Raw genomic sequence first — 22,514 nt, forward strand, 5'->3', positions numbered from 1 at the left:
CTCACCTCCTCTCGTCGGTACCGGCCGGGCCGGGGCGTGCGGCCCCGGCCCGGCACCGGTCAGCTCAGCTTCCAGTTCGCGAAGTCCCAGGTCCCGACCTCGTTCGTCGGGAGGCCGGACGGCTCGAAGCCGGACAGGCGCGTCCGGTAGGCCCAGACCGTGTCCGGGTTGTAGAGCCACAGGTAGGGCACCTGCACGTTCTCGACCTCGGCGGCCTGCTGGAACAGGCCCCTGCGTTCCACCGGGTCGGCGACCGAGCCGGCCTTGGACAGCAGCTCGTCCAGTTCCGGGTCGCAGAAGTGGGCGACGTTGCCGCCCGCCGGGTAGCCCTGGTCGCAGGCGTCGATGGTCGCGACGGTCGACGGCTCGGTCGCGTAGTTGCCGCCGCCGAACAGCGCCATGTCGTACGACTTCTCCTCGTAGGACGACAGCAGCTCGTCCGCCTGCACCTGCTTCAGCTTCACGTCCACGCCGACGGCCTTGAGCTGGCTCTGGATCACCGTCACCGCGGTGTCGCGGTCGCGCTGCCCGGGGATCCACGACAGCGTGACGGGCTTGGAGCCGTCCCAGCCCGCCTCCGCGAGAAGGCTCTTGGCCTTCGCCGGGTCGTAGGCGTAGTCGTTGGCGGCGGACGAGGCGATGTCGCCGTGGAAGCTGGAGTTGACGACCGTCCCGGCACCGCCGAGCACCTTGCCGACCAGTCCCTTGCGGTCGATCGCGGTGAGGAACGCCTGCCGGACCCGCGCGTCCTTGAACCGGTCCTGGGACTGGTTGACGGCGATCCGGGTGAAGCCGGGGCTGTTGGCGGACACGACCTTGACGCCGTCCATCTTCTTCACGGTCGGCAGGTCGGTCGGCGAGACCTGGGTGAGGTCCATCTCGCCGGTGCGGAGCTGGGCGGTCGCCACGTCGGAGGTGACCGGCTTCAGGTACACCTTCTTGATCGAGACCGGCTCCCGGAAGTCGGGGTTGGCCTTCAGCTCCACGTACTGGTCGGTCTTGTAGTCGACGAACGTGAACGCTCCGGAGCCCACGGTCGGCTTGGTGAAGAAGCCGTTGTCGCCGAGCCCCTCCGCCGGGACCTCACCGAGGACGTGCTCGGGCAGGATCGGCGTGTTGCCGATCAGCCCGGGCAGTCCCGCCGCCGGCCGCGTCGTGGTGATCTCGACGGTGGTGGCGTCGGGCGCGGTCACGCCCTTGAGGGAGTCGGCCTCGCCGTCCGCGAGATCCTTCGCGCCGGTCACCGCGGCGAACTTGCCCGCCTGCGCGCTGCCCGTCTCCGGGTCGGCGAGGGCGTTGTAGGTGAACACCACGTCCTTGGAGGTGAGCGGCTTCCCGTCGCTCCACTTCAGGCCCGGCTTCAGCTCGATGGTGATCGTCTTGGCGTCGTCCGATATCTCGGGCGCGGCGGCGGCCAGGTGCGGCTTCAGCGCGTAGGACGCGTCCGAGCCGTACAGCGAGTCGAAGATGAACGACATGACGAGCTGGTCGGGCCCGTTGTTCGGTGCGAGCGGGCTGAACGTCTTCGGCTTCTGGTACAGGTACATGTTCAGCACGCCCGCGTCCCCGCCGGAGGACTTCTGCGTCGGGTCGGAACTGCAGGCGGCGATCACACCGGCCGCGAGCACGCCGCCCAGTACCGCCGCGGCGCACCGTCCGGCTCTGCCCGTCCTCGATCTGCCGGCCCTCGTTCCGCCGGAACGAATGATCATTTGACTTGCCCTCTTCTCGGCGGTGGCCGGGAATCCGCCCGGCCACTGAATGTTTTTCATCCGGCCTTTCCACGAGGACATGGCCTGTGGCGGCTACCGAGGATGAAAAGTATTCATTGGGTCCGCTCAGCGGACGCGGTTCACCAGGCTTCCGAGCCCGGTCACGCGGACCGTCATCTCGTCGCCTGCGGACAGGAACTCCCCCGATGCCATCCCCACCCCGGACGGCGTGCCGGTGTACAGCACGTCGCCGGGCTCCAGCGTCATCAGCCGGGACGCGAACGCCACCAGCTCCGCGACGTTGAAGATCATCTGACCGGTGTCGCCGTGCTGCCGGACCCGCCCGTTGACCTCGAGGATCACCTCGAGCCTCTGCGGGTCGGGCACCTCGTCGGCGGTGACGAGGCAGGGGCCGAGCGCGGCGAACCCGTCGAGCCACTTGCCGTTCAGCCAGTCGAAGAACGCGACCGCGGGGTCCTCGGTGTCGCGTTCGTGGCCGTAGTCCATCTTCCGGGCGGACACGTCGTTGCCGATCGTGTAGCCGCCGACGTGGTCCAGGGCGTCCTCGACCGGGATGTCCTTGCCGCCGCGTCCGATCACCGCGACCAGTTCGGCCTCCCAGTCGATGGCGGGGCTCACGGACGGCAGCGCGATCTCCTCGCCGGGGCCGCTGACGGAGGTGGCGGGCTTGATGAACAGCCGCGGCGAGATCCGCGTCTTGTCGATCCGCTCCCCGCCGGTCTCGGTCACGTGCTCCTGGTAGTTCGCGGCGACCGCGAGGACCTTGCCCGGACGGAGCAGCGGCGCGAGCAGGGTCACCTCGTCCAGGGCGTGGGCCGCTCCGCCGGACGGCACCGGGCCGGAGGGGCCGGGCGCGCCGGCCGCGAGCGAGGCGACCACGGGCAGGAGGTCGCCGGGGCCGAAGTCGGTGACGCGGCCGCCGTCGACGATCTCGCCGTGGCGGACTCCGCCGCCGTCCGGCAGGCGGTACGTCGCGAGCTTCATGGGTCAGACCTCCGGGGAGTCGATCGGCACGGGCGTGCCGAGGGCGAGGGAACGGGCCGCGGCGCCGGTGACGCGCAGCGCGGCGAGGGCGTCGGCTGGGCCGGCCTCCGGCCGACGCCCGGTGACGACGGCGGTGTGGAGGGCGCCGAGCATCCGGCCGACGGTGCCGGGGCCGTGCCAGGCGGCGCGGTTACCCGTCACCGTCCGGACGGACGCGCCGGGCCTGGCGGCGTCGACGTCCATGACTCCGCCGGACCCGCTGATGCGGTAACGGTGCAGCGCCATGCCCGGAGCGTCCGCGGTGCCGCGCAGGCGGCCGACGGTGATCGTGCTGGTCAGGCCGTGCTCGTGGTCGAGCAGCAGGACGGTGAGCCGCCCGTGGTCTCGGCCCGGCAGGGCGTGCACGCGGCGGACCGCCTGCCCGGTGAGGGCCCGTACCACGTCCACGGGGTAGAGGCCGAAGTTGACGAGTTCGCCGTCCGGGCACGGGTCGCCGCCGTCGACGAGGAAGTCGGCCTGGACGTTCCAGGGCAGCCCGATCCGTCCCGAGGCGAGCGCGCCCTTGGCGGCCTGGACGGCGGCGCCGAACCGGTGGTGGTGCGCGGGCATGCAGACCAGGCCCGTCTCGTCCGCGGCCGCGGCGATCGCCTCGACGCCCGCCGCGTCCAGGGCGAGGGGTTTGTCGGCGAGGACGTGGCAGCCGGCGCGCAGGGCCTCGATGACACTGGCGGCACGCTCGGCCGGCGGCGCGCACACGCACACGACCTCGGCGCCCGTCTCGCGGACGGCGTCCGTGAGGTCGGGAAGCCCGCTCTCCACGACCGTGAACCCGGCATGCTCCTGGAACGCGGGAAGGTACATGTCGTGCTGGTGATCCTGGGTCCCGAACCCGCCGGACCCCCAGGGCAGCACCCTCAGCGCGCGCATGACGCGCCTCCTCGTGGGGGCACGGCCCCCCACACCCCCCGGTTCGCTCCGCTCATCAAAAGGCCTCCTTCAGCACGTCGGCGACCCGGGCGGGCAGGCCGGTCGCGATCGATCGTTCGGCGGCGACGCCCATGGCCACGGCCAGCAGCCCGTCCGCGCCCGTCACGGCGGGCGGGCCTCCGGTGACGGCGTCGGCCCAGGCGGCGATCTGCGCGGCGAACCCGTCGGTGCCGCCGGGCGGGAGCAGCGCCGTGCCCGTCTCGTCGGTGACGGTTCCCGCCTCGGCGTCCCAGGGAAGCGTCAGGATCCCGCCGGTGCCGGCGACCATGACGTCGCGGCGGGCGAGTGAGGCGGGACGGTGCCCGCGGCTCATCTCGCACACGGCGGTCGCGCCGCCCGCGAACCCGACCGTCATCTCCAGGTAGTCGTGGATGCCGAGTTCGGCGGCGGTCTGGCGGCGGCCGCGCGCGTACACGGTCTCCGGGGTGTCGCCCGTCCACCAGGTGACGAGGTCCAGCAGGTGGACGCCGTTGTGCAGGGCGTGCCCGCCGGACCGGGCGGGGTCGAGCATCCAGCCGCGCCAGTCCGGCCAGATCCAGCCGCCGAGGATGGACAGCCGGACGAGGTCGACCGTGCCCAGCTCGCCGGAGCGCAGCACGTCCCGGACCGTTCGCGCGTAGTCGTAGTGGCGGTGGCTGTGCGCGGGCATCAGCACCCGCCCGGCCGCGGCGAACGCCTCGACGGCGCGGCGGGCACCGGCCACGTCGGTGGCGAGCGGCTTCTCGATCAGCAGATGGGCGCCCGCCTCGGCGACCTGGACGGCGATGCCGGCGTGCGTGTCGTTCGGGGTGCACACGACGCAGCCGCCGGCGCCGGTCTCGGCCAGCGCGCCGGCGAGGTCGGTGAAGGCCGGCACGCCGCCGTTGGCGCGGGACGCCGCGGCGGCCCGGCCGGGGTCGATGTCGACCACGCCGGCGAGCTCCAGCCGCGGCTCGGCGTGGATCGCGGCGGCGTGCTGCGCGGCGATGAAACCGGTGCCGACGACCAGTACCCGGACCGGCACGGAATGGTATTCCATGTCGACGGATCCTGAGCCCCCAACCATTTGCATGTCAAGTGGTGAACGAATAAAACCTTGAAGTTTCCTGTTCAGGCCACGATCTGCCAACTCGGCTGTTGACATGGAACGCCTTTCCATGAACTATTCGACCGGACAGCTCCAGCCACTTGCCAATCACCTGGGGGGCCTCCAGAATGACCACCGCCGAGCTGGCCGGGCAGAGGTCCCGCGGCGCGGAACTGCTCGCCGCCGCGCGGACCGTGATCCCCGGCGGCGTCAACTCCGCGACCCGCCTGGTCGGCGCGCCGCACGCACTGACCGCGGCGTCCGGCGCGTACGTCACCGACGCCGACGGCCGCCGCTACCTCGACTACCACGCGGCGTTCGGCGCGATCCTGCTCGGCCACGCCGCGCCCGAGGTGGACGACGCGGTGCGCACCGCCATCGGGGGCCTCGACCTCGTCGGCTGGGGGGTCAGCGAACCCGAGATCGCACTGGCCCGGCTGGTCGCCGAGACGATCCCGTCCGCGGAGCAGATGATCTCGGCGATGTCGGGCAGTGAGGCCACCGCGCAGGCGATCCGGCTGTCCCGGGCGGTCACCGGCCGCCCCCTGATCGTCAAGTTCCAGGGCGGCTTCCACGGCTGGCATGACGCCGTCGCCCGCAACGTGATCTCCGCGCCGGACCGTGCCTACGGCAGCGACCCGCTCTCGCGCGGCATCCTGCCCGAGGCGCTGGACTCCACGCTGATCGCCGAGTTCAACGACCTGGACTCCGTCCGCGCCCTGTACGAGGCGCACCCGGACCGGATCGCGGCTGTGATCATGGAGCCGATCCCGCACAACGTCGGCGCCCTGCTCCCGGCCCAGGCGTTCATGGAGGGGCTGCGCGCCCTGACCGCCGAGCGGGGCTCACTGCTGATCTTCGACGAGGTGATCACCGGGTTCCGCCACGCGCTCGGCGGCTACCAGCAGATCTGCGGCGTCATGCCCGACCTGACCACCTTCGGCAAGGCGATGGGCAACGGCCATCCGATCGCCGGCCTCGCCGGTCCCCGGCACCTGATGGAGCACTTCAGCTCCGCGGGCGGGGACGTCCTGCTGGCCGGAACCTTCAACGGCAACCCCGTCTCGTCCACCGCGGCCATCGCCACCATCACGTACCTGCGCGACCACCCGGACTTCTACGAGCGCACCCATGCCCTCGGCGACCGCATGCGCGCGGGTCTCACCGAGATCTGCGCGGAACTCGGCATCGCGGGCACCGCCGCGGGCTTCGGCGGGGTGTTCGCCCTCTATTTCGCCGAGTCCCCGATCCGCGGCTACCGCGACCTCATGCGCAACAACAACGACGCCTACGTGGCCTTCCACCGCCGCATGACCGACCGCGGCTTCCTGATGCTCCCTCTCACGCTCAAGCGCAACCACATCTCCGCCGCCCACACGGCAGAGGACATCGACCGCACACTGGAAGCGGCCCGCGACGTCCTCCGCACGATCCGCGACGACGGGCTGCTCACTCGGGCGCGGTAGGCCCGTCCCGCCGAGGGGGCCACGGGCGGGCACCGTCCCGCCGGAGCGTGGCCGCCCGGCCCGCCTAGGAGGGAGGCGTGGTGACGGTCGGGCGGCGGACCTCGGTGAGGACGCCTTCGACCGTGGCCGACCTGCGGTAGGCGTGCGCGACCTGGCACCACCAGGCGAGTTCGCTGTGAAGGTCGATGCCGTCGCGTTCGTCGCCGAACCGGTCCTCCGCGGCCGCGTCCTTGATCCGGACGCCGTGCCGCCGGGCGTCCAGGGCGGCCTTGAGCTGGGCGGCCTCGACCGTGGTGGTGAGCTGCTCGCCGCTGAGGCCCTGCCGCTCGCCCAGCCGGCAGGCGGTCTCCTCGACGGCGGGGTCGAACAGCGGGCTCAGCGTCCATCTCCAATCGCTCAACTCGATCAGCGTCCGGCGGATCCGGTGCTGGACGTCCAGCCGCCTGCCCGGCGCGACGAAGACGGCGTGCGGGTTGACCTCCCGCAGATCGCGGTGCAGCGACCGCAGCGTCCGGAACCTCGCCCACAGGCCGATCGCGCGCCGGGCGGCTGACCAGCGCGGTCCCCATACCGGGACCACCAGGGCGGCGGTCAGGAAGAAGCATCCGGCCAGCGACGCGATGACCGGCACGAGGTTGCCCATCGGGTCCAGGGCCGAGGATCCCAGCCAGTTCGCGGCCATCGTCAGAAGGCGCAGCAGCGGGTACACGACCAGGACGAAGCCGGCCGCGCCATAGAGCTGCAGGCCTCGGCGCAGATAAGGCAGGTTCGCGTAGTCGGGCTGTCGTGACCAGGTGAAGCACCAGCGGGTCAGGATCGTCGATCCGATGAACGTGGCCACGTAGTAGATCGTGTACATGGCCGCGACGGTCGGGTGCGTGGCGTAGTGGAACGTGAAGTCGACGGGACGTTCCTCCGGCACCTCCGACAGCGCGAACAGCACGACCATGCTGACGATGACGAGGGAATAGGCCAGCAGGACCCAGCGGATCCGCGGCCACGCCTGCACCGTCGAGTACCGCCACAGCAACGCCAGCACGAGGAACGAACCGCCGAGCGCGGCCAGGCCCACGGCGGCGAGCAACTCCGCGACGTTGGGAATGCCGGTGGCCCGGTTGATGACCTTGACGCTGGCCGGAAACGCCGACCACATCGTGACACCGAAACAGAAGACCGTGGCGCACAACGCCCACACCCGGGCACTGCTCCACCGCGAGCGCAGGTAGCGCAGCTTGTAGAGGAAGATGATCGTGAGCATGACGCCGCACAGCGGGAAGGCGATGTTCATGATCATCGTGATCCCTCCTCCGGCTCCGGGTCTCCCAACATCCACGGTTCGCGGCCGGCGCGCCACCGAGATGCCCCACAAGTGCGGCTGAATTCTTTCGCCGGCCGTCCAACCGTCCGGCCGAATGGCGGGGACGGACCGCCTTGCCGGTTTGTCGGAAATGTGGGAAATCTAAGGCGATGTGGAGGCCGGGGTTCGGGAGTGGGGGGCGCATGGCAGCCGAGACCGGCGGGGCGGACGTGCCGGTAGAGCTCGAACGGACCCTGGGCACACCCAAGATCGTTTTTCTGGTCGTCGCGGCCGCGGCGCCGCTGGTGGCGATGGCGGGAACGGTCCCCCTGTCGATGGGCGTGGGGAACGGGGCCGGGGTGCCCGGCACCTACCTGGTCGCCACGCTCACCCTGCTGTGCTTCTCGGTCGGGTATGCGGCCATGGCGCGGACGGTCACGGGAGGCGGTGGCTTCTACGCCTACGTCGCCCGCGGGCTGGGCCGTCCCGCCGCCGCCGCGGGCGCGGTGCTCGCGCTGATCGGCTACAACGGCCTGGTCGCGGCGCTCGCCGGGGGCATCGGCTACTTCCTGACCATCGAGGGCGGCGCGCCGGGACCGTGGTGGGCCTACAGCGCGGCGGGGATCGCGGTCATGGCCGTGCTGGGCTTCCGCGCCGTCGACCTGTCCGCCAAGGTGCTCGCCGTGCTGCTGACCTGCGAGGTCGGGATGCTGTTCGCCGTCGACCTGGCGATACTGGCCGACCGGGGGGCGGGCGCCTTCACCGCCGTGTCGTTCGAGCCGTCCACGGTGCTGTCCGGGGCGCCGGGCGTGGCGTTCATGTTCGCCTTCGGCTCCTTCGTCGGGTACGAGGCCGCCGCGATCTACGCCGAGGAGAGCCGCACCCCCGAGCGCTCGGTGCCGCGGGCCACCTACGCGGCGGTGCTGGTGATCGGGCTGTTCTACACGGTGACGAGCTGGCTGACGGTCGGCGCGCTGGGCGCGGACCGGGCGCGCGCGGTGGCCGACGCCCAGGAAGGCGAGCTCATGCTCAACCTGACCGCGGACCTCCTGGGCGCGAGCGCCGAGGCCCTGTTCGGTCTCCTGGTCATCACCAGCCTGTTCGCCTCGCTTCTGGCCTCGCACAACGCGGCGGGCCGCTACCTGTTCACGCTGGGACGCGACGGGCTGGTCTTCACACGGCTGGACCGCGTCCACCCGCGGCACCGCTCCCCGTACGCGGCGAGCCTGGCGCAGACCGGGTTCACCCTGGTGGTCGTGGCCGCGTTCGCGACCGCCGGGCTTGACCCGTACCGCAACCTCGTCACCGTCATGAGCGGGCTCTCGACGCTGGGCATCGTGCTGCTGCAGATGCTGACGGCGCTGGCCTGCGTGGTCTACTTCCGCCGCCGCCGCGACCCGCGGACCGTGCGGACCCTGGTCCTCCCTCTGGCCGGGTGCGCCGGGCTCATCACCGCGACGGTCCTGCTGCTGGCCAACTTCGACACGCTGGCGCACAGCGACGCTGTGGCGATCAACACACTGCCGTACCTGTCGCTGCTGCTCGCGGTGGCCGCCGCGCTGTACGCGGTGCGGCTGCGCACCACCGCCCCCGACCGCTATGCCAGGATCGGAGGGTCGCTCCGCGCGGCGCCCGCCGATGCCGCAACACCGCCCCAGATGGGGGACGCCGATGGTTCACACGCTCGGTGAACTCCAGGAACTCACCGGCAGGGAACTGTTCTGCTCGGAGTGGGTGCCGCTCGGCGCCGGCGACGAGCGGGCCTTCGCCGAGGCCGCCTTCCTGCGCGAGGACTTCCTCGGCGCTCCGCCGTCCAACGGCGACCCGTACGGCGACCGCCTCATCTCGGGCTTCCTGCTGCTGTCGATGCTCGTGGCGTTCCACAAACGCGAACTGGAACTCGACCTGCGGGGCGCCTACGGGCTCAACTACGGCGTCGACCGGGTGCGGTTCCTCCGCCCGGTGCTGGCCGGGGAGCGCGTACGGCTCCGCGCCCGCCTCGTCGAGGCCCGCGAGAAGGAGCCCGGACGGCTGCGCGTGCTCACCCGCAACGTCATGGAGGTCGAGGACGCCGAGACCCCCGCGATGGTCGCCGACTGGATCTCACTGTTCGTCATCCCGGAGTAGAGAGGGCCGACAATGTCCGAGCCGCCCGGCGAGGGACTCGTGCCGCGGGTGGGCAGGGTGGCCGATTTCCTCGGTCACTGGGCGTCCCGGAATCCCGGCGCGCCGCTGGACGAGCTCGACGGCACCGGACGCGCCCCGCGGAGCTACCGGCGGGCCGCCGGCGACGTGGCCCGCTGTGCCGCCGCGCTGCGCGCCTCAGGAGTGCGGCACGGTGACAGGGTGGCCGTGCTGACCACGCCGCGCCCGGAGTTCCTGACCCTGTTCCTCGCCCTTTCCCGGGTCGGTGCGGTGTGGGTGGGGCTGGATCCCCGGTACACGCGTGACGAGCTGCTGCATGTGGTGACCGACAGTGCGCCGGTGCTGCTCGTCTCGCTCGCCGAGCACGGCGGCCGCTCGTACGGGGAGGACATGGCCGCGCTGCGGGACACGGCCGGCTCGGTGCGGGAGACGGTGGCGCTCACCGGCTCGTTCCCCGGCGCCGTGCCGTTCGAGGACTTCCTCGCTCGCGCCGACGAACCGTCCGGCGAGGACGAGCGGCCCGGTGAGGGCGCGACGTCCGGTGATGGCGGGAACGACGGCCCCGGCCTGATCATCTACACGTCCGGGACGACCGGCCGTCCCAAGGGCGCCGTCATCAGCCACCGCGCGTTCGCCGAGGGGTGCCGCCTGCAGGCGACGCGCCTGTACCACTCGCCCGCCGTGGCCCTGGCCAATCTGCCGGTCAGCCATGTGGGCGGAGTCATGGACGTGGTGTCGGTCCCGCTCGCCATGGGCGGTGCCGTGTGCTTCATGGAGGACTTCGACCCGGCCGCGATCCCGGCGGCCGTCGAACGCGCGCGGATCACCCTGTGGGGCCAGATCCCCACCATGTTCCAGCTGGTCATGGCGCGTCCCGAGGTCGCCGAGGCGGACCTGTCGTCGCTGGTGTACGTCGCGTGGGGCGGTGCGCCGCTGCCGCGCGAGCTGGTGGCGCCGCTGCGGGCGACCGGTGCGCGCCTCACCTCCGTGTACGGGCTGACCGAGAGCTGCGTCGCCGTCGCCTACAACGATCCGGACGCCGATGACGAGACGCTCGCCACCACGATCGGCCGCCCCGACCCCCGGCTGGAACTGCGGCTGGCCGGCGAGAGCGGGTCGCCGGTGCCGCCCGGCACGCCCGGCGAGATCCAGGTGCGCAACCCGTGCCTGATGTCCGGCTACCTCGGGTCGCCGGACGCGACCGCCGCGGCGTTCACGCCGGACGGGTTCCTGCGCACCGGTGACCTGGCGGTGGAACGCCCGGACGGCACCCTCACGCTGGTCGGCCGCCTGAAGGAGATGTTCAAGTCGGGCGGCTACAACATCTATCCCCGCGAGATCGAAATGGCCCTTGAGGCGCATCCGGACGTCGTCGCGGCGGCCGTGGTGGCCGTGCCCGACCCGGTGTTCCACGAGGTGGGCGCCGCGTTCGCGGTGACCCGTCCGGGGGCGGAGGCCGGTCCGGACGACCTGGCCGGTCACTGCCGCACCCGGCTGGCCGGCCACAAGGTCCCCAAACACTTCGAGATCGTCGAAGGACTGCCGCTGCTGCTCACGGGCAAGGTCGACAGGGCGGCACTGCGCCAGGCGCATCTGTCACGCCTGTCACGCCCGTGACCGGTGCCCGATCGGCCCGCCGGCCGGCGCGGTGTCACGCGCGGGACGGCGGTGGCGGCGTCACATGCGGGGCGGGCGGCGCGCGATCCCGCCATAGGCCATGATCTTGTTGCGCCGGGCCGGCGGGCGGGGGCTCGGCCAGTGCGCGACGTCCGTCACGTCGGGGGTCGTCAGGCTGAACCCGTCGAACAGGCGGGCGATCCGCTCGCGGCTCCTCAAGGTCAGCGGCGCGTTGGCGGCGGCGTACACCTCTTCGACCGCGTCGATGACGTGCGGGGCGGCGCGGTCGCCGCAAAGGTGGGTGACGACCAGCGCGCTGCCCGGGGCCATCGCGTCGCGGAAGGCGTCCACGACGTCCCGAGGGCGCTCGCCGTCATCGAGGTGATGCAGCACTCCGCTGCACAGCACGGCGACCGGCCGGCGGAAGTCGATGACGCAGCTCACCCGCGGGTCCCCGAGGAGGCGCTTCGGGTCGCGGACGTCCCCCGGGACGGTGACCACGTTCTCGCCGTCGTCCAGCAGCGCCCGCCCGTGCGCCACCACGACGGGATCGTTGTCGACGTAGACCACGCGGGGCCGCCCCTGTAACCCTGTGGCGCGCTCATGGACGGCCTGCCCGATCGGCATTCCGCAGCCCAGGTCGATGAACTGGTCGATGTTCGCCTGTTCGGCCAGCCATCGCACGCCGCGCATCAGGAAGAGCCGCTCGGCGCGCGCGAGACCGTACAGCTCCGGCGCGTGCTCCAGGAGATCGCCGACGGCCGACCGGTCGGCCGCGAAGTGATCCTTGCCGTCGAGAAGGTAGTTGTGCATTCGCGCGACGTTGGGGCCGTACCCGTCGGCGCACTGCCGGAGGCTTCCGATCGCGGACAGGTTCACGGCGCCGGTCCCCGATGATGCCACCGAGCCCGGTCGTACCCAACGAGCATGGGAGTCGCCCTCTCGTGATGGCAGTAGCGCTGCCTGGCGGCAGCGTATCCAGCAAAGGAGGACTAATTCAACTCAAAACCGATAATTCGAGGACTCACTCCAGGCCAGTATGAATCCGGTTCAGCGGCGGTCGCCCTTCGCCGGGTAGTGGACCAGCCCCTCGGCGATGCGCCGGACATGCGGCGTGGCCTCCGCCGACGGCAGCTCGGCCTCCCGGTGACCCCATCCGGTCAGCCGCTCCAGCATCATGTCGGCCAGTTCCTCGGCCTCCCGCTCCTCGTCCGCCTCGTGATCACTGCGTCCCGCGACGATGCGCGCCGCCTGGCCCGGCAGATGCGGCGCGAGCCGGCGCAGCCCGCCATGGCCGGAGACCGTGTCGAGCCGGTGGCGCAGCACCACGTGCGCCAGCTCGTGCAGCAGGATGCCGAGCCGGTGGTACCAGGACCGCGACCTGGCACAGAACACCACGTAACCGCCGTCGGCCAGCCGTACGGTGGCCCCGCTGAACGGGGCGTTGCTCAGCGCGACGAAACGCAACTCGACCTGCGCGCCGAGCAGCTCGCTCATCACCTCACCGGTGCGGCGGCACAGCTCCCGGTGGGTGACGCCCCGCGGCGTCCGGAACCGCCCTATCACCGCGTCGCACAGTTCACCGCGCTCACGCCTGCTCATGCGGCCCATCGCGATCCGCCTCCGCTCGTGACACGCGCCGCCTGGTCATCGGTCACTCCCGTCTCAGCGGGAAGACCCACCGGGTCTCCCCCGACTCCACCGCCTGCGTGATCGCGTCGACGGCCTGCCTGCGCAATTCGGGACTCCACGTGGAGGCGTGCTCGACCAGCCGCGCCGCGAACTCCACCACCCCGGCGTCGCGCAGCGCCACCAGATCGGCCAGCTCCGCGTCGATGGCGGCGGCGAGCCGGTCGTCCAGGAAGTAGGCGGCCTGCGGGCCGCCGCCGTCATCGGCCAGCCCGAAGTGGTCGGCCAGCGCCAGCATGTGCTTGAGCCGCGGGTTGGGCGGCGCCACCGGATGCAGCAGCTCCCTGATGTGGCTCGCCGAGATCGATCCGTACCGCCCGTCCGCGCTGATCGCGGCCGCGACGTCCTCGGGCGTGTACGGCCCCTGCTCCGGCGGGTAGATCGCCTCGAACAGGTGCCGCAACTTGGCCGAGAACGAGCGGCGCGGGCATTCCTCGCCCTCCCGTTCCCTGCGTCCGCCGACGAACGCGGCCGGGCACACGCCGAGGGCGGCGGCCAGATCCTGGATCGTCTGCAGGGTCGGGTTGTCGCGATGCCCCTTGCGCAGATGTGAGACATAGCCATCGGTGATGTCGCCACCGATCTCGTTGACCGCCCGCGCGACCTCGACGTTGGAGAACGGGCGGCGGCGCCTCGGCGGACGCAGGCACAGGTCGTCCAGAACCGCCGCGAACGACCGATCGTCAACCATGACCACGCCTCCGCCAGGATCCTCGCACCCGAGTCGGGCGCCCACCGGCCAAGCCGCCGCCCACTCTAGCGACGAACACCGGAACCCGTCCCCTATGCCACAAATACACCCGCCGAACGGATACCCCCCCCCGCGGAGGCCCCGGCACCGGGTACCGAGCGCGGGACGGCCGGTCAGAGGAGGTTGCGTTCGCGGAGGTCGTCCAGGCGGGCCGGGGGGAGGCAGGCGGCCATGTTGCGTTCGAGGTCGACCTGTTCCATGTCGGTCGCGTACACGACGAAGTCGTCGGTGGTGGGTAGGACGGCCGACCAGTCGAAGGCGTTGAGGTCCTGTGCGACGCCGCAGACCAGCTCCCGTGAGCGTTCGCTTCCGCGTAGAACCTCCGAGTCGTCGGCGTCCGCGAGCTTGAGTTCCTGTGCGAGAAGCCGGACCGTTTCCTGCACCGCGCTCATGTCGGGCATGACGTCCTCACCGATGTCGGCCGGGTTCCAGCCGACCCAGGGCTCGTCCTCCTCGGACTTACGGCTCGGGAACTCGTCACGCAATTCGTCGAGGCCCACATACACCAGGAACTTCGCAGGCTCCCCGAGGAAGTACGCGAGTGCGACGCAATAGGCGGGCTCTGCCATGTCCAGCCCGGCGACCGTCTCGGGAATCCGGGCGACCAGTTCCGTCCGTACCGCCTCGCAGGCGGCGTCGATGGTGAAGCCGGCCGGAGGGCGTTCGTACGTGAGCTCGGTTCCGTCGCCGCCAACGGGGCCGCCGTGCCAGACGACCTCCAGTCGGGTCAGACCGGCGTTGTCGTGGGCGGCGTTGATCGTCTCCCATGGCCTGATCGGCAGCGCCCGCTCGCCTGGCCGTCCCGGCGCCTCACCATGGTGGACGACGATCCGCGTCACGGAGTCGCCGGTGTAGTGGTACTCCTCGTGGCCCGCGCCACCGGTCGCGGCCGTCCACGCTGAGCGGATCCGGCCCTCTTCGTAGCGGTACTCATGCAGGTAGATCGGATCGCTGGCGGCGTAGTAATGCGCCTGCTCGACACGCCCCTCCCCGTAATCGCGGAAAGTCTCGTAGTAGAGCTTGCCGTGGAGGAAGCCGCTGTACTCCTCGAAGACCGCGGGTCGACCGCTCGCGTCGAAACCGATCCTGTGGTGGTCGGCCTCAGGCTCGGGGCGTTCATCCAGGCGGCGGCCGGGCTTGTCCAGGTTCCGCTCGTAATGGAGCGGGCGTAGGTCGAACGCGTCGCCGGAGTACCACTCCCACCGGACGGTCGCATCGTGCGCGGCCGTCCGGCGCCGCTCGTACTCCTCCGCAAGGCGCGCGAAGCGCACGTCGAGTCCGGACAGATCGGGAATGACCGCATCGACATCAGGCATGCGCGCGATCGTAACGCCGGTCCGACCACGGCGTCGGCCGCTGGGCTTCGCCATGCCCCTGCGGCGCCCCGGCGCCGCCTTCCCGCGCCGGGGTCAGGGAGTTGCCGACGTGGCTTGTGCGAGCAGGCCGTCGACCAACGCGCGGAGTCCTTGGGCGTAGGTGTCTTGTTGGACCACGGTGGCCCATTGGTCGCCGATCGCGGCCAGGTTCGGCAGCCGGGACGCGTCGAGGTGGCTCAAGGACGCGGAACGCAGGTCGCCGGCACGGCGGCGGGCGCTGTGGGCGCGGACGAGGACCTCGCCGACGGTGTAGTACCAGATGCTGCGGAAGACATAGACGGCTTGTGCGCGTGTGCACCCGTAGTCGTGGGCCGCGGCCACGATGTCCTCGACCATCCACAGGGCCGATTCGTCGAGGAGACCGACGAAACCGTCGGTCGTGACGACCTCCGCGGCCCATGGCCAGGCCGCGGCGGCGTCGTGCATCGCGATGGCGGCGGCGACGATGCGGTCCCGCGGGTCACTGGGCAGCCGGGGGCGTTCGATCTGGCCGAGGTAGTCGCTGAGCACCAGGACCAGCAGGTCCTCCTTGTTCCGCACGTGGTGGTACAGGGTCGTGGCCCCGACGCCGATCTCCGCGGCCAGCCGGCGGACGGTCAGCTGCTCCCAGCCGTCCCGGTCGATGAGCCTGCGGGCCGCCGCCACGATCTGCGCACGTGAGGTCAGGGGCGGGCGGCCGGTGCGGCCGTGCGGGGCGGGCGGTCGGGACATCGTCCCATCATGCCGTCCCGTCGTCCCCGGCCGCGAAACCGGCGCGGTTCCCCGCCTCCGCGCTCGACAGCGGCCCGGTCTCGCTGCTACTTTCGGAACATGTTCGAAAAGTCCATCAGGGACATCGCCCCGTCCGGTGCCGTGATCCGGCTCCGGCAGGGCCGGAGCCGGGGCCGCAGGGCGATGGAAGGGCAGGGGGCACGGTGAAATCGGGGCAGGCGGAATCTTCGGATGCCATAGGACTCGGGGAGTTGCTGCGGCCCGTCCGGGTGCCGCTGGGCGCGGCCATGGGGCTGCAGGCCGTCGCGGCGGCGGCGGCCGTGGTGCCGTTCGTCGCGGTGGCCGAGCTGGCCAGGGTGCTGCTGGCGGCCGGCCCGGTCGACCGGGACCGGGCCTGGACGGTCGTCGTGGTCGCGGCGGGCGCGCTGGTGGTGTGGCTGCTGCTGACCAGCGTGGCGGGGGCGCTCGCGCATCGGGCGGATCTGGCCTTGCAGCTGTCGGTGCGGCGGCGCCTGGTCGACCGGCTGGGCCGCGTTCCGCTGGGGTGGTTCACCGACCGGGGCGCGGGCGGTATCGGGAAGGCGGTCCAGCACGATGTGGACGCGATGCACCACCTGGTGGCGCATTCGCTGCTGAGCTTCACCGCCGTCCTGGTGACGTCGCTGGTGACGCTGGTCTACCTGTTCTCGGTGAACTGGCGGATGGCGCTGATCGTGCTGGTTCCGCTCGTGATCGGGGTCGTGCTGTTCGCCCGGCGGATCATCAGCATGACCGCGGGGATGGCGGCCTACGACCAGGCCCTGCAGCGCATCGTCGGCAGCGTCATCGAGTTCGTCGAGGGCATCGCGGTGGTGAAGATGTTCGGGCAGGCCAAGCGTGCGCATCGGCAGTACGCACAGGCCGCCGACGACTTCGCGGAGTTCCTCGGCGCCTGGCTTTCGCGGAACAACCGGGCGGCGGCGGCCTCGGCGTTGGCGTTGAGCCCGATCACGATCCTGCTGACCGTGCTGACCGGCGGTACGGCGCTCGTCTCCGCCGGGCTGCTGGACCCGGTCGATCTGCTGCCGTTCGTGATCGTCGGGCTGGGGCTGGCCGCGCCGCTGCAGGCGCTGGACTTCCATGGCGAGGACATGGAGATGGCCGGTGCGGCGGCCAAGCGGGTGGGCGTCCTGCTCGCGGCGCCGGAGCTGGCGGTGCCCACCGCACCGCGCCTGCCGGACGGTGGCGGGGGTCTGCGGGTGGAGTTGTCCGGGGTGGAGTTCGCCTACGACGCGGACCGGCCCGTGCTGAGCGGTATCGACCTGGCACTCGACCCGGGCACCGTGACCGCGTTGGTCGGGACGTCGGGTTCGGGCAAGACGACCCTGGCGAAGCTGCTGCCGCGGTTCTTCGACCCGACCGCGGGAGTCGTCGCGATCGGCGGTGTCGACCTGCGCGACATCGAGCCGGACCAGCTGTACCGGCTGGTGTCGTTCGTCCTGCAGGACGTTCGGCTCCTGGAGGCCAGCGTGCGCGACAACATCCGCCTCGCCCGTCCGGGAGCGGACGAGGAAACGGTGCGTCGCGCGGCTCGGGCGGCGGCCATCGATGAACGCATCTGCGCGCTGCCGCGGGGATACGACTCGGTGGTCGGCCGGGACGTCGACTTCTCCGGTGGTGAGGCGCAGCGGCTGTCCATCGCCCGCGCGCTCCTCGCCGACACTCCGATCGTGGTGCTCGACGAGGCGACCGCACATGCCGACCCGGAATCGGAGGCGCTGATCCGGGACGCACTGTCGGAGTTGGCGGCGGGGCGGACCGTCCTCGTCGTCGCGCACCGGCTGGCCTCGGTGGCCGGCGCCGATCGGATCGTGGTGCTGGAACAGGGCCGGATGGTCGAGCAGGGCGCACACGGCGAACTGCTCGCCGCCGATGGAAGGTATGCGCGGATGTGGCGGCTGCAGGAGCGGGCCGGGCTCGGGGACACCGACGATCGTGACGCCTACGCCGGGACCGGCGCGGCGAAGAAGGGGGCGTGACGATGATCCGCCGGCTGTTCAACGCCCTCGGCCCGGAGCACGACGGCGCACTGCGCCGGTTGCTGGGCTTGCTGACCGCCGCGGCGCTGCTGCAGGGTGCGGCGTTCGTCCTGCTGGTCCCGGTCCTGCGCGAAGTGCTCGGCGGCGAACCGGACCGGGCCTGGCCGTGGCTGATCGCGCTCGCGGTGCTGTGGATCGGCTATGCGGCGGTGAACTATCCGGCGACGCTGGCCGGTCACCAGACGGGTACGGACGTGAGCCGCGACCTGCACCACCGGATCGGCGACAAGGTCGCGCAGCTGCCGCTGGCCTGGTTCACCGCCGACCGCGTCGGCGGGCTCGGGCGCCTGGCCGCCCAGCGCGTGGTCGACATCATGTCGGTGCCCGCGCATCTGCTGCGGCCGCTGGTCGAGACCTGTGTCACGCCGCTGGTCGTGGTGCTGGCCATGTTCGTGTTCGACTGGCGGCTGGCCATCTCGATGGCCGTCGCCGCGGTGGCGGTGGCGATGACGTACCGCATCGCGAGCCGCGGCATGCAGGCCGCCGATCGTCACGCGGAGACCGTCCACGCCGACGCCGCCGGGCGGATCGTGGAGTTCGCCCGCGCCCAGCCGGTGCTGCGGGCCTTCGGCCGCACGGTGGAGGGGCACACCGCACTCGACGACGCGCTCACCGCGCAGCACACCGCCGGCCGCCGGATGCTGCGCGCCGGCACCCCCGGCATCGTCGGGCTCGGCTTCATCGCGCAGGCGTCGTTCATCACGCTGCTGGCCCTGGGCACCTACCTGGCGCTCGACGGCTCGCTGGGGACGCCCGAACTGATCGCGCTGCTGGTGCTGGCGGCCCGGTTCGTCGAGCCGGTCATGTTCATCGCCGAGATCGGCGGCGCGATCCGGGTCGCCCAGAACGCGGTGACCGAGATCGACGCGCTGCTCGCCACCGAGACGCTCCCCGAACCCGAGGTGACCCGGCCGGCGGACGGCGCCGACATCGAACTCGACGACGTCCGCTTCGGCTACGACGGCACAGCGGTGCTGGCAGGACTGTCGATGCGGGTGCCGCAGGGCCGGATGACCGCACTGGCCGGTCCGTCCGGCGCGGGCAAGACGACCGTGATCAAGCTGATCGCGCGGTTCTTCGACCCCGGCGCCGGAACGGTGCGGGTGGGCGGGGTGGACGTTCGCGAGATGCGGACCGAGGACCTGACGTCGCTCATCTCGGTGGTCTTCCAGGACGTCTACCTCTTCGACGGAACCATCCTCGACAACGTGCGCATCGGCAGGCCCGACGCCACCGACGAGGAGGTCTACGCCGCCGCCCGCACCGCGCGGGTCGACGACATCGCCGAACGCCTCCCCGGCGGCTGGGACGCGCCGGTCGGGGAGGGCGGCGGCCGGCTGTCCGGCGGCGAGCGGCAACGCATCTCGATCGCGCGCGCCCTGCTGAAGAACACCCCGATCGTGCTGTTCGACGAACCGACCGCCGCGCTGGACGCCGAGAACGAGCACGCCCTGCAGCAGGCGATGGCGGCCCTGTCACGCGACCGTACCGTCCTGGTGATCGCGCACCGGCTGCACACGTTGCGCGAGGCCGACCACATCGTCGTCCTTGATCACGGACGCGCCGTGGAAGAGGGCGTCCACGAGGAACTGCTCGCTCACGACGGCCGGTACGCCCACTACTGGCGAGAACGCCAGCGCGCCCGCGGCTGGCGCCTGACCGAGCCCGCCACCACCGTTCGCTGAGGAAGGAGTCCGCGATGACGGATCGTTCACGTTCCCGGCCAGGGCTCACGCTCGCCGCGGTGGCCGTCGTGCAGTTCATGGTGTCGCTGGACCTGACGGTCGTGAACGTCGGGCTCCCGCGGATCGCCGCCGGCCTCGGCCCGCGTCCGGGCCTTCGGGGTATGGAGCGCGATGAACGCCGCCGGAGGGCGCCCTCGGCGTGCTGGTGGGCGGCCTGCTCACCGAGTACGCCGGCTGGGGCTGGGTGATGTTCGTGAACGACCGCGGCCCACCACCGCACCGGCCGGATCGCCACGCCCGAGACCCTCAACGACGGCTACGCGCTCGGCCTCACCCTCAGCGCCGCGCTCCTGGCCGCCGCCGCCCTCATCGCCCTCACCGTGCTGCGCCGTCCCAGCCCGCCGTCCCAGGCCGAGCGGATCGATGACCGCGTCGCGGCGTAGAACGGCCGGCCGGGCGGGTGCCCGGCCGGGCGGGTGCCGACGCCGGCCGGGCGGGTGCCGGCCGGCAGGGTCATTCGAAGTCGTCGGGGTTGAACTCCTCCGGCCGCTGACCGCCCGCACCGGGAGGGGAGAGCAGTTCGCCGCCGTCGTCATCGTGGGACTGGTCCGGGGCCGGACGGGCCGGGGTCTCCTCTTCGTCCCCGCCGCGCTCGGTGCCTTTGAAGCCGCCGTCTGGGGTCTGCTCAGTCATGTCGCCTCGTTTCGACCGGTTTGAAGCGAGGGGGTACCCCGGGCACCGGCCGGGTATCTCGTCGCCGATCCAAGAAACGCCATGGTTTGACCGGCTCCGGGTGCGCCGCGTAGGGCGTCCGCGTCCCCCACGGCTCGGCGATCAGGTCGATCTGCGTCATCCCAGGCCCCTCCCCGATTCCGGGGAAGGCACATCCCGCTGCACGGCGGGGAGACATCCGTCTCGATGCGGGATCGACCCGGAACGCGGGCCGGGCCGACGCCCGGCCCGCGTCCCGGCCGCGGTCAGCTCTTGTCGCGGGCGTCGCGGATCATGTCGCGGACGCGGTCCATCATCGCGACGGCGGGCCCGGCGAGCAGGTTCTTGGTCGCGCTCTCGGTGCCGGGATGGGGATGGGTGGGCGCGGTCGCCTCCGCGGCGCGGACCGCGGCGGCGAACCCCCTGAGCTGCGCCGGGCTGAACTCGTCGCGCAGCCGGTCGAACTCGTAGCGCTCCTCGGCGCGGGCATGGGTCAGCACGTCCATGCGCAGCTTGTCGATCGACTTCAGGAACCGCGGGTCGCCCGGGTCCATGCCGTCCAGTTCCGCCAGCAGTTCCTTGGCCTCGCGTTCTTCGGCCAGCCGGTCGTCCACGATCCCCTCACCGCCGGGCAGGCGCCTGGCCACCGGGTGGACGATCTCCTCCTCCGCCGTCTCGTGCACGGCCAGCAGCCGCACCAGCGCCCGGAACGCCTCCTCGCGCTCCCGGCCTTCGGAACGCATCACCTGATCGAACAGGTCCCGGATCCGGCCGTGCTGGGCCCGCAGCAGGTCCACGACATCGGTGGTGGACGAGACTTGCGTCGTTGGGGTGCTCACAACGTTCTCGCTTTCTCGATGATCCGGCCGCTACCGGCGGGACTGGTCCCGCATGCTCGGGACGGGGTGGGGGCCTTCGGTCTCCAGGCGGTACTCGTCGCCGAACTTGTGCTGGTGGTCTTCGATGACCTGGTCGCTGGGCGGCCGCTCGGCGTTGATCTTGTCCTGGTACTCCTCGAACCGCTGGTGGGCCTCCTGGACGTAGCCGGTACCGAGCGTGGTCCAGTCGATCTGGGTGGCCAGCAGTTCCCGGACGAGCTGCTTGTTCGGCTCGAAGGTGACCGGCTCGGGCAGCGACGGCGCCAGGACGCTCTCCGGGTCGCGGCCGTCGTGGCGGCGCATCAGATCGCACGCCAGCCGCAGATGCTCCAGCTCCATGTTCAGGTGCAGCTCCCAGATCGACTTGACACGCGGGTCGGTCTCGGTCTGCATGAACGAGTAGTACAGATAGCACTCGTTGTACTCGTGGTTGACCAGCCGCTCCCACCACGTCTCGCCCGGGTCGACCAGCGACTCGTAGTGCGTGACGTGCTCCTCCTCGACAAGCCCGATCTCCTGGTAGAGCTGCCGCGCGATCGGCTCCATGTACATCGGGCCGACGTTCATGTAGAAGTTCATCGTCTGCTGCTCGGCCGACATGATCGTCAGCGCGTGCAGCTTGGAGATCGGCGCGGCGGCCTCCCGGTCGTACGGCTCGCGGACGTTGTCGGCCGGGTGCCGGTGGTGCAGCCGCGTGGGCCGTCCCGGAATCGCCTCGGTGAGCTGATCGATGATCTTCTCCGCCTTGCGGTGCTCGATCATCTCGTACAGGTTGGCGTACCGGTACAGGTGGTCGAAGTCCTCCAGCAGACCGAACTGGTAGGCCTGCTTGAGGTACGGGTCGGGCTCCTGCCGCGCCACCCAGCCGGTCAGGTCGACCGCGACCTGCTCGTAGGCGATCGTGGTCTCCAGCACCGACGCCTGACCCGGCAGCAGCCAGTTCACGACCTTCTGCTGCTGCTGCTCGATATAGCGGATCTGCGCGAGCTGCTGCTTGACCTCCAGATCCGGGCAGACCCGGTTGAAGTGATGGCTGAACATGATCGCCTCCACCTCGATGCCGTTCATCGTGATGATGCGGCACCGGGTGTAGGGATCGGAACGGTCGGGATCGACGGGCGCGACGTCCAACTGGCTCCAGTTGCGGAGCTGTTCGTCCAGCGGGATGCCGCGGTGTTCGAGCGGGTTGAATGCCACCTGGCTCACCTTCCGTGAGAACGGACCGGCATGACGCTCGGGTGCGCATACCCGGCACGATCCGTCCCGCACCAGGACGGCCGGCCGATCTCAAGATCTTTATCCGGTGTTGGTCCGGCCGAGGCTCCGGCGAACCGGACGCG

Annotated in this window: 21 protein-coding genes; 7 read left to right on the forward strand and 14 right to left on the reverse strand. The window is 71.4% G+C overall.

What is annotated here, in order from left to right; all coding sequences use genetic code 11:
* Positions 1 to 59 precede the first annotated feature (59 nt).
* From ACTWPP_RS21130 to ACTWPP_RS21145, 4 genes are all read right to left on the reverse strand, one after another.
* Entirely contained in the window at positions 60 to 1,712 is a 1,653-nt protein-coding gene (locus ACTWPP_RS21130; RefSeq protein ID WP_443106037.1) for an ABC transporter substrate-binding protein, read from the reverse strand.
* Positions 1,713 to 1,838: 126 nt separating this feature from the next.
* A complete protein-coding gene (locus tag ACTWPP_RS21135; RefSeq protein WP_443106038.1) occupies positions 1,839 to 2,717 on the reverse strand; it encodes a fumarylacetoacetate hydrolase family protein in 879 nt (292 codons plus the stop codon).
* Positions 2,718 to 2,720: 3 nt separating this feature from the next.
* Positions 2,721 to 3,644 carry a Gfo/Idh/MocA family protein gene (locus tag ACTWPP_RS21140; protein WP_443106039.1) on the reverse strand — a complete coding sequence of 308 codons (924 nt, stop codon included), beginning with the start codon at positions 3,642 to 3,644 and terminating at the stop codon, positions 2,721 to 2,723.
* Positions 3,645 to 3,699: 55 nt separating this feature from the next.
* On the reverse strand, positions 3,700 to 4,722 hold the full coding sequence (locus ACTWPP_RS21145) for a Gfo/Idh/MocA family protein (RefSeq protein ID WP_443106040.1): 1,023 nt from the start codon (positions 4,720 to 4,722) through the stop codon (positions 3,700 to 3,702).
* 176 nt (positions 4,723 to 4,898) lie between these two features.
* Here ACTWPP_RS21145 and ACTWPP_RS21150 point away from each other — a divergent pair, with 176 nt between their 5' ends.
* On the forward strand, positions 4,899 to 6,236 hold the full coding sequence (locus ACTWPP_RS21150; protein WP_443106041.1) for an aspartate aminotransferase family protein: 1,338 nt from the start codon (positions 4,899 to 4,901) through the stop codon (positions 6,234 to 6,236).
* Between the two features lie 64 nt (positions 6,237 to 6,300).
* On the opposite strand, the gene ACTWPP_RS21155 is transcribed toward ACTWPP_RS21150, so the two are convergent.
* Positions 6,301 to 7,530, reverse strand: coding sequence for an MAB_1171c family putative transporter (locus tag ACTWPP_RS21155; RefSeq protein WP_443106042.1), 1,230 nt, complete (start codon positions 7,528 to 7,530; stop codon positions 6,301 to 6,303).
* Positions 7,531 to 7,736: 206 nt separating this feature from the next.
* Between ACTWPP_RS21155 and ACTWPP_RS21160 the strand changes: the two genes are divergently transcribed.
* Genes ACTWPP_RS21160 through ACTWPP_RS21170 form a run of 3 tightly spaced genes read left to right on the forward strand, consistent with a single transcriptional unit; the run spans position 7,737 to position 11,295 of the window.
* Positions 7,737 to 9,224, forward strand: a complete 1,488-nt coding sequence (locus tag ACTWPP_RS21160; protein ID WP_443106043.1) for an APC family permease — start codon at positions 7,737 to 7,739, stop codon at positions 9,222 to 9,224.
* Positions 9,205 to 9,660, forward strand: coding sequence for a hypothetical protein (locus tag ACTWPP_RS21165; protein WP_443106044.1), 456 nt, complete (start codon positions 9,205 to 9,207; stop codon positions 9,658 to 9,660). The genes ACTWPP_RS21160 and ACTWPP_RS21165 overlap by 20 nt, the downstream gene beginning before the upstream one ends.
* 12 nt (positions 9,661 to 9,672) lie before the next feature.
* The gene (locus ACTWPP_RS21170; RefSeq protein WP_443106045.1) at positions 9,673 to 11,295 is read left to right on the forward strand and encodes a class I adenylate-forming enzyme family protein; all 1,623 of its coding nucleotides are present in this window, start codon (positions 9,673 to 9,675) and stop codon (positions 11,293 to 11,295) included.
* 60 nt (positions 11,296 to 11,355) lie between these two features.
* On the opposite strand, the gene ACTWPP_RS21175 is transcribed toward ACTWPP_RS21170, so the two are convergent.
* From ACTWPP_RS21175 to ACTWPP_RS21195, 5 genes are all read right to left on the reverse strand, one after another.
* Complete coding sequence (locus ACTWPP_RS21175) at positions 11,356 to 12,198, reverse strand: SAM-dependent methyltransferase (protein WP_443106046.1); 843 nt, start codon at positions 12,196 to 12,198, stop codon at positions 11,356 to 11,358.
* Between the two features lie 147 nt (positions 12,199 to 12,345).
* A complete protein-coding gene (locus tag ACTWPP_RS21180; RefSeq protein ID WP_443106047.1) occupies positions 12,346 to 12,897 on the reverse strand; it encodes a hypothetical protein in 552 nt (183 codons plus the stop codon).
* Between the two features lie 52 nt (positions 12,898 to 12,949).
* Positions 12,950 to 13,675, reverse strand: coding sequence for a hypothetical protein (locus ACTWPP_RS21185; RefSeq protein ID WP_443106048.1), 726 nt, complete (start codon positions 13,673 to 13,675; stop codon positions 12,950 to 12,952).
* 173 nt (positions 13,676 to 13,848) lie between these two features.
* On the reverse strand, positions 13,849 to 15,051 hold the full coding sequence (locus ACTWPP_RS21190; RefSeq protein WP_443106049.1) for a hypothetical protein: 1,203 nt from the start codon (positions 15,049 to 15,051) through the stop codon (positions 13,849 to 13,851).
* Between the two features lie 93 nt (positions 15,052 to 15,144).
* Positions 15,145 to 15,822 carry a TetR/AcrR family transcriptional regulator gene (locus ACTWPP_RS21195; RefSeq protein WP_443106050.1) on the reverse strand — a complete coding sequence of 226 codons (678 nt, stop codon included), beginning with the start codon at positions 15,820 to 15,822 and terminating at the stop codon, positions 15,145 to 15,147.
* A gap of 251 nt (positions 15,823 to 16,073) precedes the next feature.
* Here ACTWPP_RS21195 and ACTWPP_RS21200 point away from each other — a divergent pair, with 251 nt between their 5' ends.
* Genes ACTWPP_RS21200 through ACTWPP_RS21210 form a run of 3 tightly spaced genes read left to right on the forward strand, consistent with a single transcriptional unit; the run spans position 16,074 to position 19,833 of the window.
* Positions 16,074 to 17,840: an ABC transporter ATP-binding protein gene (locus tag ACTWPP_RS21200; RefSeq protein ID WP_443106051.1), complete on the forward strand. Its 1,767-nt coding sequence runs from the start codon at positions 16,074 to 16,076 to the stop codon at positions 17,838 to 17,840.
* Between the two features lie 2 nt (positions 17,841 to 17,842).
* Complete coding sequence (locus ACTWPP_RS21205) at positions 17,843 to 19,585, forward strand: ABC transporter ATP-binding protein (protein ID WP_443106336.1); 1,743 nt, start codon at positions 17,843 to 17,845, stop codon at positions 19,583 to 19,585.
* A 14-nt stretch (positions 19,586 to 19,599) separates the two neighbouring features.
* Positions 19,600 to 19,833: a hypothetical protein gene (locus ACTWPP_RS21210; protein ID WP_443106052.1), complete on the forward strand. Its 234-nt coding sequence runs from the start codon at positions 19,600 to 19,602 to the stop codon at positions 19,831 to 19,833.
* A 68-nt stretch (positions 19,834 to 19,901) separates the two neighbouring features.
* Here ACTWPP_RS21210 and ACTWPP_RS21215 read toward each other — a convergent pair whose 3' ends face one another.
* From ACTWPP_RS21215 to ACTWPP_RS21230, 4 genes are all read right to left on the reverse strand, one after another.
* Complete coding sequence (locus ACTWPP_RS21215; RefSeq protein WP_443106053.1) at positions 19,902 to 20,102, reverse strand: hypothetical protein; 201 nt, start codon at positions 20,100 to 20,102, stop codon at positions 19,902 to 19,904.
* Complete coding sequence (locus ACTWPP_RS21220; RefSeq protein ID WP_443106054.1) at positions 20,099 to 20,278, reverse strand: hypothetical protein; 180 nt, start codon at positions 20,276 to 20,278, stop codon at positions 20,099 to 20,101. The genes ACTWPP_RS21215 and ACTWPP_RS21220 overlap by 4 nt, the downstream gene beginning before the upstream one ends.
* Positions 20,279 to 20,562: 284 nt before the next feature.
* Positions 20,563 to 21,135 (reverse strand): hemerythrin domain-containing protein, encoded by a 573-nt coding sequence (locus ACTWPP_RS21225; RefSeq protein WP_443106055.1) that lies wholly within the window; start codon positions 21,133 to 21,135, stop codon positions 20,563 to 20,565.
* Between the two features lie 30 nt (positions 21,136 to 21,165).
* A complete protein-coding gene (locus ACTWPP_RS21230) occupies positions 21,166 to 22,371 on the reverse strand; it encodes a hypothetical protein (RefSeq protein WP_443106056.1) in 1,206 nt (401 codons plus the stop codon).
* Between the last annotated feature and the right edge of the window lie 143 nt (positions 22,372 to 22,514).

It is taken from the genome of Actinomadura sp. 3N407, from assembly GCF_052245875.1.
In the GTDB taxonomy this organism is placed as follows: domain Bacteria; phylum Actinomycetota; class Actinomycetes; order Streptosporangiales; family Streptosporangiaceae; genus Spirillospora.